The sequence below is a fragment of the Methylorubrum podarium genome (genome assembly GCF_022179745.1).
In the GTDB taxonomy this organism is placed as follows: domain Bacteria; phylum Pseudomonadota; class Alphaproteobacteria; order Rhizobiales; family Beijerinckiaceae; genus Methylobacterium; species Methylobacterium podarium.
Window position 1 is genome coordinate 1 of the sequence record NZ_BPRD01000418.1, and the last position, 10,500, is coordinate 10,500.

Sequence of the window (10,500 nt, forward strand, 5' to 3'; positions counted from 1 at the left end):
CCGGACCTCGCCGCCCTGGTCGATACCCTGCTGGTGCGCCTCGGCGCCGCCCGCGTCTACCGGCTGGCGCCGGTGGAGAGCGACCTGCCCGAGCGGGCGGTGCGGCGGGTGCCGGCCTTGGCCGATCCCCTCGGCGCCGTCTGGCCCACCGACCTGCCCCGCCCGGCGCGGCTGCTGGCGCCGCCGGAGCCGGTCACGGCCGTGGCCGAGATCCCCGACGCGCCGCCGCTGTTCTTCGTCTGGCGCAACACCCGCCACCTCATTGCGCGCGCCGACGGGCCGGAGCGCATCCTCGGCGAGTGGTGGGTCGCGGATGCCGAGGCCGACCTCGCCCGCGACTATTACCGGGTCGAGACGGAAGCCGGCGAGCGCTTCTGGCTGTTTCGCGACGGGCCGATGGAGGCGCAGGGGCGCTGGTGGCTGCACGGGCTCGGCGAGGCGTGAGCACACCGGAGCTTCAGGTCACGACGCACTTCTCCTTCCTGCGCGGCGCGTCGAGCCCGGAGGAACTGTTCTCGGCTGCGAGCCTCCTCGGCATCCCGGCGCTCGGGGTGACCGATCACGGCTCGCTCGCCGGGATGGTGCGGGCGCATCAGGCGGCGAAGGTGACGGGCGTGCGCCTCGTCGTCGGTTGCCGGCTCGACCTCGACGATCTTGCCTCGCCGCTGCTCGTCTATCCGACCGACCGGGCCGCCTACGGCCGGCTCTGCCGCCTGCTCAGCCTGGGCAAGGCGCGCGGCGGCAAGGGCCGCTGCCGCCTGACATGGGCCGACCTCGAAGAGTGGCACGAAGGACTTTTCGCGATCCTTCTCCCCGAACGGCCGGGGCCGACCCTCCCAGACGCTCTCGCCCAGTTCAAAAAAACATTCGGAGCCCGCGCCTCCCTCGCGCTGACCCGCCGCTTCCGCCCCGACGACGCGGACAGGCTCGATGCGTTGGCCGCCGCCGCGCGCGCCGCGCGGGTGCCCGCCGTCGCCACCGGCGACATCCTCTACCACGTCGCGGGACGGCGCCGCCTGCAGGACGTGGTGACCTGCATCCGGCTCGGGCTCACCATCGACCGGGCGGGCTTCGCCAAGGAGCGCCACGCCGACCGCTTCCTCAAACCCCCGGCCGAGACCGCGCGCCTGTTCGCGCGCTTCCCCGAGGCGCTGGCGCGGGCGGGCGAGATCGCCGCCGCCTGCACCTTCTCGCTGGACGACCTCGCCTACACCTACCCGACGGAAGCCCGCGCGGACGGGCTCTCGCCGCAGGAGCGCCTGGAAACCCTCACCTGGGCCGGCGCGCAGCGGCGCTATCCGGCCGGCGTGCCGGAGACGGTGACGCGCCAGCTGCGCCACGAACTCGACCTGATCGGGCGGCTCGCCTACGCCCCCTACTTCCTCACGGTCGAATCGATCGTCGCCTTCGCCAACGGCCAGAAGATCCTGTGCCAGGGCCGCGGCTCGGCCGCCAACTCCGCGGTCTGCTTCTGTCTCGGCATCACCTCGATCGATCCGATCCGGCAGAACCTGCTGTTCGAGCGCTTCGTCTCCGAGGCGCGCCGCGAGCCGCCCGACATCGACGTCGATTTCGAGCACGAGCGCCGCGAGGAGGTGATCCAGTGGATTTTCCGGACCTACGGCCGCCACCGCTCGGCGCTCACCGCCATCGTCAGCCGCTTCCGCTCACGGGGTGCCTTGCGCGAGGTCGGCAAGGTGATGGGCCTGCCCGAGGACGTGACCGGCGCCCTCAACCGCCTGACCTGGAGCTGGAGCAGCGAGGGCGTCGGCGAGCGGGAGCTGCGCGAACTCAACCTCAACCCCGGCGACCGGCGCCTGCGCCTGACGCTGGAGATCGCCCGCGAGCTGATCGGCGTGCCGCGCCACCTCTCGCAGCATCCCGGCGGCTTCGTCCTGACGCTGGACCGGCTCGACGAGCTGGTGCCGGTGGAGCCCGCGGCGATGGCCGACCGTCAGGTCATCGAATGGGACAAGGACGACATCGACGCCCTCAAGTTCATGAAGGTCGACGTGCTCGGGCTCGGCATGCTCGGCTGCCTGCGCCGCGCCTTCGATTTGTTGGCCGAGGTCAAGAACGAGCCGCACGACCTCGCCTCGATCCCGCAGGAGGATCCGGCCACCTACGCGATGATCCGGCGCGCCGACACGCTGGGCGTGTTCCAGATCGAGAGCCGCGCGCAGATGGCGATGCTGCCGCGGATGGCCCCGAAAACATTCTACGACCTCGTGATCGAGGTGGCGATCGTGCGTCCCGGCCCGATCCAGGGCGACATGGTCCACCCCTACCTGCGCCGCCGCCAGGGTCTCGAAGAGGTGACCTACCCGACGCCCGAGCTGAAGGCGGTGCTGGAGAAGACCCTCGGCGTGCCGCTGTTCCAGGAGCAGGCGATGCAGGTGGCGATGGTCGGCGCTGGCTTCTCGGCGACGGAAGCCGACGAACTCCGCCGCTCCATGGCGACCTTCAAGTTCACCGGCGGGGTCCACCGCTTCCAGGAGCGCCTCGTCGAGGGCATGGTCGCCAACGGCTACGCCAGGGACTTCGCCGAGCGCACCTTCAAGCAGCTCGAAGGGTTTGGCTCCTACGGCTTCCCCGAGAGCCACGCCGCCTCCTTCGCGCTGCTCGCCTACGCCTCCTCCTGGATGAAGTGCCACCATCCGGACGTGTTCTGCGCCGCGCTGCTCAACGCGCAGCCCATGGGCTTCTACGCCCCCGCGCAGATCGTCCGCGACGCCCGCGCCCACGGCGTCGAGATCCGCCCGCTCGACGTGAATTTTTCGGAGTGGGACTGCACCCTCGAACCGCTCGGCGAGGGCCGGAAACTCTTCGCGGTGCGCCTGGGCCTGCGCCTCGCCGGCGGCCTGCCCGAGGGGGACGGACGGCGTCTCGCCAGGGCGCGGACTGAGCGGCCCTTCGCCTCCCTGCCCGAACTGGCCGACCGGACCGGCCTCCCGGCGGCCTCCCTCACCTGCCTCGTGCGGGCCGATGCGTTCCGCTCGCTGGGCCTGAACCGGCGCGAGGCCGCCTGGGCGGCCAAGGCCCTGGGGCCCGTGCCCCTGCCCCTCTTCGCCGCCCTGCCCGAACCGCCGCAGGTGGCCGAGCCCGCCGTGACGCTGCCGGCGATGAGCGCGGGCGGCGAGGTGGTGGCCGATTACTGCGCCAAGGGCCTCAGCCTGCGCGCGCACCCCCTCGCCTTCCTGCGCGAGACCCTGGGGGGGCTGGGCGCCCGGCCCTGCGCGGCGCTGGATCGGGCGCGCGACGGGGCGGGGATCGTCGTGGCCGGGATCGTGCTGATGCGCCAGCGGCCGGGCTCGGCCAAGGGCACGATGTTCATGACCCTGGAGGACGAGACCGGCATCGCCAACCTGATCGTCCGGCCCGAATTGTTCGACCGGCAGCGCCGGGTCGTGCTCGGCGCCCGGCTGATGGCCTGCCGCGGCCGGGTGCAGCGGGTCGGCGAAGTCGTCCACCTCGTGGCGGCGGAGCTGTTCGACCGCTCCGGCCTGCTGCGGCGGATCGGCGAGGAGGAGGCGGCCATCGCCCTGCGCACCGGACGCGGCGACGAGACCGGCCAGGAGATCCGGCCCGATCCGCGCGCGTCGGCGCTGCCGGTGCGGGCGCGGAATTTCCGCTGACCGGCGGCTCTCCCTTTCCATGCATCCATCCTGCCTCCACCGGGTTCCCGCACCGATGCCGGCCGCCGCTCCGCGGCACAGAGGAAGGGTCCGCCCACCGCATGCACACGACGTCCCCCACCCGCGACATCGCCCTCGTGCTCGGCGGCGGCAACGCGCTCGGCGCCTACCATTCCGGGGCCTTCGAGGTTCTTCAGGCCCGCGGCATCCGGCCGGACCGGGTGGTCGGCGCATCCATGGGGGCCATCACCGGGGCGATCATCGCCGGCAACGCGCCGGAGGACCGGATCGACCGGCTTCACCGCTTCTGGAACGAGGCGACCCTGCAGACCGGCCTCACCGGCACCGATCTCCTCAAGCCGCGGCAGTACTACAACGCCCTGCACGCGCTCCTGACGCTGGTCTGGGGGCGGCCGAACATCTTCACGCACCGCTATCCCGGCCTGTGGTCGGCGCTGCCCTGGGTGCCCAACGACGTCGCCCTGTTCGATCACCGGCCCCTGCTCGGCACCCTGAGCCGGCTGGTCGATTTCGAGCGCCTGAACCGGGCCGAGATCCGTCTCACCGTCGCCTGCATCGACGTGGCGACCGGCGAGGAGGTGTATTTCGACAACACCCGCGAGAGGCTCGGGCCCGAGCACATCCTGGCGAGCGCGGCCCTGCTGCCGGCCTTCCCGCCGGTCGAGGTGGGCGGGCGGATGCTGTGCGATGCCGGCTACACCAACAACCTGCCCCTCGACCCGCTGTTCGAGCCCGAGCCGACCCGCGACCTGCTCTGCATCGCCCTCGACCTGTTCTCCCTGCGGGCCGACCCGCCGCGCTCCCTCGACGCGGTGCTGGAACGGGCCAACGACCTCATCTTCGCCAGCGCCGCCCGGCGCGCGGTCGCGGGGCTCGCGCGCAGCTACGCCCTGCGCGAGCGGCTCGATCCGGACGGCCCGGTCGCGACGCTGCTGCATCTCGTGCACCGGGCCGGCGCCGACCAGCTGGCCTCGAAGAGCTTCGACTTCTCGCCCTCCTCGATCCGCGACCGCTGGCAGGCGGGCGCCCGCGACATGGAGCGGGGTCTCGACCGGCTGGCCGCGCTGCCGCCCGCGCCGGGGCGTTTCCGCTACGCAAGCCCGTGACCGGGCGCCGCTCACCCCTCGGGGACGGCCTGGATCTCCGCCGTGCTGGCCAGGATCGTCTCCTGCAGCGCCGTCGCGACGGCGTGCTGACGGCCCGAGCCGAGCACCACGAACTCGACCTCGCCGATCGGGGGCAGCCCGGCCGTCGCCGGGATCGGGGCCAGCCCCGGCGGCATCACCCGGGCCGAGTGCGGCGCGATGCCCAGACCCGCCTCGACGGCCGCGCGCAGCCCCATCAGGCTGCCGGTCGTGCAGGCGATCCGCCAGCCGCGGCCCGCCGCCTCGAGGGCATCGAGGGCCAGGATGCGCGTCATCGACGGCGGCGGATAGAGGACCAGGGGCAACGGCAGCGCCGGATCGGGCACGAAGCCGGGCCGGCCCGCCCAGATCAGCTCCTCCGCCCAGGCCAGTTCGCCGCGCGGATCGCCGCGTCGGCGCTTGCAGAAGATCACGTCCAGCTCGCCCGCGTCGTAGCCCTGGTAGAGGGCTCGGCTGAGGCCGACCGTCAGCTGCAGATCGACGGACGGGTGCCGGTCCGCGAACCGCGCCAGAACCTGGGCGAGGGCCGACAGGGTGCAGTCTTCGGAGACGCCGAGGCGGATGCGGCCGCGCAGGCCGCCCGGCGAGAAGAAGGCGCGAAGCCGGTCATGCGCCTCCAGCACGTCGCGGGCGAAGCCGACCATGGCCTGGCCGTCCGGCGTCAGGGCGACCCGATGGGTGTCCCGCATGAGGAGCGAGCGGTCCAGCGCCTGTTCCAGCCGCGCGATATGCCCGCTGACCGTCGATTGCCGCACGCCGAGCGCCTGCGCGGCGGCCGTGAAGCTGCCGCTTTCGACGACGGACAGGAACGAGCGGATCTGTTCGACGTTCAGGTTGCTCATCATGGTTCGTGATAGCCGATATCCTTACCGCGCGGCGCGCGGGAGGCTTAAGGTCCGGGCCGAATCCGCGTCCCATCACCAGAGGCAGGTTTCTCGCGATGAACGCCCCCGTGGCCATCACCATGATCTTCATCGGCGGCTTTGTCGCGATCCCCGCCTTCGGCAAATGGGCCCATCAGATCACGGAAGGGCTCCTCTTCCTTCTGGCGACCCTCGTGCTGGTGATTGCGATCATCTACGCTTGCGATCGCTGGCCGGATTATTACGCCAACCCCAAAGTGCCGATCACCGTGACGACGACCCCGGTCGACGATTAGCGCGCGGTCCGACGAAAGGGTCGCCGGTTCGTCGAGAGGATGCGCGTCCGAGCAAGGGTCCGGAGACGCCGACCCGATGCGATCAGGTCGGGCAGGGATCTAGCGCATCGCAATCCCTCCAACGTCTGCAGATCAGGGGAGGTCTCTTGAAGCCGCAGATCTCGGGTGGCGGAACGTCCGCCGGAACCGCCCTCGCCTTCGTCGCCGGCTTCGTCGATGCGGCGGCCTTCATCGCGCTGACGGGCCTGTTCACGGCCCATGTCACCGGAAACTTCGTCCTCATCGGCGCCGAACTGATCGCGAGTTCGACCGGCGTGCTGGCGAAGCTCCTGGCGCTGCCCGTCTTCATGGGGGCGGTGGCGGGCGCCCGCATCCTCGCGCTGCTCCTGCAGCGGCGGGAGGCCGATCCGCTGCCCTGGCTGCTCGCCCTCGAGGCGGCCCTCCTCGCGGGCTTCGGCGTGTGCGGGACCCTCTGGGCGCCGCTGGATGCGCCGGACGGTGCCCCGGCCCTGACCGTCGGCATGCTCGCCGTCGCGGCCATGGGCGTGCAGAACGCGATCGGCCGTCTCTCGCTCGGCCATCTCGCGCCGACCACGGTGATGACCGTCAGCGTGAGCCAAGCCGTCATCGACGCGACGGATCTCGCCCTGAGAACCTCCGGCAACCCCGCTCAGACCCGCGCGCGGTTGCTGCGCGTCCTGCCGGCCATCGCGGCCTTCGCCGTCGGCGCCCTGTGCGGCGCGTTCGGGATCGCCCACCTCGCCTTCGGCTCCGTCGTCCTGCCGATCATGGTCCTGGTCGGCCTGTTCGTCCTCGTCGCGATGGCGCCGGCCGAAGCGAACGCCGCGACCTGAGCGGCGTCAGGCCCGCCGAGCTTCGACCGATCCTGGACCCCGCTCAGGTTCACGCGGATCGGGCGAGCCCGAGGGATCGCCGCCACCAGCCGGGCGAAGGCCAGGCCGGGGCCGGGCAGGATTGCCGCCGCGCCGCCAGCACGAGGTAGACGAGGGAGGCGAGGTGCCCGGCGCCCACCGCCGCCGCCGCGCCGCTGACGCCGCCGCCGCGCATCAGCGGGACCACCACGGCGAGCGACACGACCATGCTCACGCACAGCGACTCGAACAGCACCCGGGTGTTCTGCTTGGCGCGGAAGTAGTTGGAGGTGAGGTCGCGGGCCAGCACGATCACGACGCTGACCGAGAGGATGCGCAGGCAGTTGGCGTAGGCCGCGTATTCCGACCCGAAGATCAGGCGCAGCCACATCTCGCCGGGAACGGCGAGGACCGCCAGGATCGTGATGATCGGCACCCCGAGCTTCACGCCCGCGCGCAGCAGGTAGCTGCGCAGGGCCGCATCCCCGCCTTCGGCCTGGGCGCGGGCCGCGGCCACGGGCAGGACGTTCTCCGTGGCGGAGAGCAGCAGCAGAACGGTCCCGACGAGGTATTGCGCCGCCCGCAGGCCGCCGAGTTCCTCCAGGCCGAGGGCGGAGCCCGCCACCAGCCAGATGAGCTGCTCCTGGACGAAGGTGACGAAGACGATCGGCAGGAGCCAGCGCGCGAGCGGGATGTGGCGCCGGAAGACCGCACCGGTCTGCACGAGGCCGGGCCGGCGCAGGATCGGCCGGCCGACCGAGACGACGAAGGGCAGGCAGGTGGCCAGCGAGGTCGCGGCGAGCAGCCAGACGAAGCCGTTGCCGCCGATGACATCGTGCTCCAGCCAGAGCACCAGGGCGACGAGGGGGAAGCTCGCGGCGCGGGCGAAATCCATCAGCAGGGCCTGCACGCCCCGGCCTTTCGCGAACAGGAGGCGGCGCAGGGTGAACTGGAGGTTCTGCGCCAGCATCAGGGCGCAGGCCGCGAGGAGCGTCTCGCCCGACATCCCGGCGATCAGCAGGGCGATCACCACGAAGACGGCGCCGGGCACCGAGAGCAGGAAGGCGCCCGCGAGGATGGTCGCGGCGTAGGCGGTCGAGACCCCCTTGCGGGCGCCGACCAGCGTCATCATCGGCGCGGTGATGAGGGCGTTGTGCAGCGCCTGGGCGAAGGAGAGCACGATCAGGATCATCGCGAAATGCCCGAACTCGGCAATGCCGAGCAGGCGGGCGGCGGCGATGCCGCTGACGAAGCCGAAGCCGCTGACGACGCCCTGATCGGCCAGGGCCGCGAGCGCGGCCGGCGGACGCCGGACGAGGCCGGCGACGCGCCGGACGAGACCGGTGAGCCGGCCGGGCGCGGTCGAGGCTTCGGTCATCGCGGATCTCCTGCTCGTGTCCTGGGTCAGCGGGTGGCCAGGACGGCCGTCGCGGCGCGGCGCAGCAGCCGGGTCCGGCTGAAGAGCCAGAGCGGGTTGGCCGCGACGACGTTGCGGCTGACGCCGCGCTTGAATTCGTAGACGCCCGGATTGCCGGCCGGGTCGATCCCGCCGAGATCGAGCACCGAAGCCCCCTCGCGCCGGGCCCGCTCGATCATGCGCCAGAGCGCGAGGCGGCCGGCGCCGGTGACCTTGGCCCGCTCGTTCGAGGCGACGTAGAAATCGGTCCAGCGGTTCGCCGTCCGGTGGATGATCCGCACCAGGATCGGTTCGTTCCGCTCGCGGATCTCAAGGAACACGAGATTCGGGTCGTTCGCGGCCAAGTCGCGGAAGGCCGAGGTGTCGAGGCTGTTGCGGAAACCCTTGCGCCGTTTCAGGGCGGCGTAGAGCCGGCCGAAAGTCTCGAAGGCGGACAGCCGCTCGGCCGGACCGCTCGGGAAGCCGGTCGTGAGGTCCGGGTTGCGCTCGGCAACCTTCAGCACGTCGCGCCAGCGGCCCTCCATGCCGGAGCGGATCCGCTCCGTTCCTTGAGTGAGATCGAGTTCCAGCGTGTGCGTCCGGGTGGTGACGACCGGCGCGAAGCCGTGGCCGAGCAGCGCCAGCGCCGCTGCCGGCGACTGGAACTGCTGGTAGTTCACGCCGAGCAGGTCGAAGCGCCGGAGGTGGAGATGGTCGAGGAAGGCGCGGAACACGGCGTCCGCCCGCTTCTCCCCCAGCGGCGTCAGGATCGGGCAGCCCTGCGCCAGCACGATGTGGCCGAGCCAGCGGCGGCGGCGCTGAACCTGCGCGTAGGCGAGCGCCTGCCCGTCGCCGGCGCGGATCGTGAACCGCTGCACGTCCCAGCCGACGCGACGCTTGTACTCGCCCCAGCGGCGCGACGCGTAGAGGCTGGCGCCCGGCTGCTGCCAGACCGCCGCGTCCCAATCGGGATCGTCCGTCACGTCGACGACCGTTGTTTGACCCACCCTGATAACCCTTCGCGTGCCGGACATCCCGAACCGGGACAATCCATGGCCTGCCTCCCGTTCCTCAGCAAGCCGCGAGCCAGGGCGCCCGCATCAATAGTGAAACCCGTTGACCAGATTAACCGCCGTATTCCGGGATGGATTGTACAGGTGCCATCAGAACATTTTTGTGATAGCGCCTGAATCAAAGGGTGGGGCTGGGATGAAGCATTGGTTCAAGACGACGTTGCGCCGGGCGCCGGCGCTGCGCGCGCTCGCTCTGCGCGGCGGCGCCCTGTTCAAGTCTCTGGCCTGCGCCGAAGCCGGCCTCTACACCCTGTGCTACCATCAGGTGCCGGAAGCCCGGCAGGACCAGTTCGCCGCGCAGCTGCGCCATCTCGGCCGATACGGAGACTTCATCGACGTCGACGCGGCCATCGAGCGCCTCGCCGCGGGCTGGCCGGCCGGTGAGCGCGCCTTCCTCGTCACCTTCGACGACGGCTACGCCGACACCTTCGAGGTGGCGCGGCCCGTCCTCAAGGCCCTGGGCATTCCGGGCATCGTCTTCCTCGTCAGCGACTGGATCGACGCACCGCCGGACACGCCGCCCGGTCTCGACCGGGCGACGTCGCTGGCTCCGAGCGGGCACCTCTACATGAACCGGGCCGAGGTGGCGGCCTGGTGTGCCGACGGCCTCGACATCGGATCGCACACCGCCAGCCATCGGCGCCTGAGCCGGCTCGGCCGCGCCTCGGTCGCGGACGAGATCGCCCGCTCGCGGCGCGACCTCGCCGCCCTCACCGGCCGGGAGATCCGTCACTTCGCCTGCCCCTGGGGCGTGGCCGGCCACGATTTCAACCCGGAGCTCGATCCGCCTCTGGCCCTGGAGAGCGGCTACCGGACCTTCTTCACCACGCGGCGCGGCCGGGCGCTGGGCGCCGCCGACCTTCCCGCGATGCCCCGCTACGTGGTCGAACCGCACTGGCCGGTCTCCGACTTCGACGCCCTGATGGGCGGCCGGAAGACGGGATCGTGGGCAAAAGGAACGGCAAAAGGAACGGCTTGAGAAGATTTCCGGTCTACCGCTGGCGAGCGGCGCCGGGCCGGTCCAGCCCCGCGGCTCCCGATCCGAGGTCGCCCATCCATGCCAGCCGGCGCGAGTCCGTCCGCCATCGTCTCCGGTGAGTCCGGTCCGCCCCCGGTCGTCGTCGTGACCGGGGCGCTCGCGCCCTACACGCATGTCCTCTACGAGCGCCTGGCGCAACGGCTCGCCGACCGTGACGGGC

The 10,500-nt window shown here is 71.7% G+C and carries 9 protein-coding genes; 6 read left to right on the forward strand and 3 right to left on the reverse strand.

Going from position 1 to position 10,500, the window contains the following annotated elements; genetic code table 11:
* The 3 genes from MFF42_RS19650 to MFF42_RS19660 all read left to right on the forward strand — a co-directional run.
* A partial coding sequence (locus MFF42_RS19650) for a DUF6504 family protein (protein WP_373875199.1) occupies window positions 1–444 on the forward strand: 444 nt, incomplete at its 5' end.
* Window positions 441–3,635: an error-prone DNA polymerase gene (locus MFF42_RS19655; RefSeq protein WP_238257259.1), complete on the forward strand. Its 3,195-nt coding sequence runs from the start codon at window positions 441–443 to the stop codon at window positions 3,633–3,635. The genes MFF42_RS19650 and MFF42_RS19655, both read left to right, overlap by 4 nt.
* A 101-nt stretch (window positions 3,636–3,736) precedes the next feature.
* Complete coding sequence (locus MFF42_RS19660) at window positions 3,737–4,762, forward strand: patatin-like phospholipase family protein (RefSeq protein WP_238257260.1); 1,026 nt, start codon at window positions 3,737–3,739, stop codon at window positions 4,760–4,762.
* 11 nt (window positions 4,763–4,773) lie between these two features.
* On the opposite strand, the gene MFF42_RS19665 is transcribed toward MFF42_RS19660, so the two are convergent.
* Window positions 4,774–5,643 carry a LysR family transcriptional regulator gene (locus MFF42_RS19665; protein WP_238257261.1) on the reverse strand — a complete coding sequence of 290 codons (870 nt, stop codon included), beginning with the start codon at window positions 5,641–5,643 and terminating at the stop codon, window positions 4,774–4,776.
* A 110-nt stretch (window positions 5,644–5,753) separates the two neighbouring features.
* On the opposite strand from MFF42_RS19665, the gene MFF42_RS19670 reads away from it, so the two are divergent.
* Together MFF42_RS19670 and MFF42_RS19675 are read left to right on the forward strand one after the other, a co-directional pair.
* Window positions 5,754–5,960 (forward strand): hypothetical protein, encoded by a 207-nt coding sequence (locus tag MFF42_RS19670; protein ID WP_238257262.1) that lies wholly within the window; start codon window positions 5,754–5,756, stop codon window positions 5,958–5,960.
* Between the two features lie 146 nt (window positions 5,961–6,106).
* On the forward strand, window positions 6,107–6,814 hold the full coding sequence (locus MFF42_RS19675; protein ID WP_238257263.1) for a YoaK family protein: 708 nt from the start codon (window positions 6,107–6,109) through the stop codon (window positions 6,812–6,814).
* Window positions 6,815–6,863: 49 nt separating this feature from the next.
* Here MFF42_RS19675 and MFF42_RS19680 read toward each other — a convergent pair whose 3' ends face one another.
* Window positions 6,864–8,210 carry a lipopolysaccharide biosynthesis protein gene (locus MFF42_RS19680; RefSeq protein ID WP_238257264.1) on the reverse strand — a complete coding sequence of 449 codons (1,347 nt, stop codon included), beginning with the start codon at window positions 8,208–8,210 and terminating at the stop codon, window positions 6,864–6,866.
* Window positions 8,211–8,236: 26 nt separating this feature from the next.
* Window positions 8,237–9,235: a lipid II:glycine glycyltransferase FemX gene (locus tag MFF42_RS19685; RefSeq protein WP_238257265.1), complete on the reverse strand. Its 999-nt coding sequence runs from the start codon at window positions 9,233–9,235 to the stop codon at window positions 8,237–8,239.
* Between the two features lie 202 nt (window positions 9,236–9,437).
* Here MFF42_RS19685 and MFF42_RS19690 point away from each other — a divergent pair, with 202 nt between their 5' ends.
* Window positions 9,438–10,280: a polysaccharide deacetylase family protein gene (locus MFF42_RS19690; protein ID WP_238257266.1), complete on the forward strand. Its 843-nt coding sequence runs from the start codon at window positions 9,438–9,440 to the stop codon at window positions 10,278–10,280.
* Window positions 10,281–10,500 lie beyond the last annotated feature (220 nt).

Coding starts and splice junctions, on each gene's coding strand:
- MFF42_RS19665 (WP_238257261.1), bottom strand. CDS start 5,643: ATGAGCAACCTGAACGTCGAACAGATCCGCTCGTTCCTGTCCGTCGTC.
- MFF42_RS19690 (WP_238257266.1), top strand. CDS start 9,438: ATGAAGCATTGGTTCAAGACGACGTTGCGCCGGGCGCCGGCGCTGCGC.
- MFF42_RS19660 (WP_238257260.1), top strand. CDS start 3,737: ATGCACACGACGTCCCCCACCCGCGACATCGCCCTCGTGCTCGGCGGC.
- MFF42_RS19680 (WP_238257264.1), bottom strand. CDS start 8,210: ATGACCGAAGCCTCGACCGCGCCCGGCCGGCTCACCGGTCTCGTCCGG.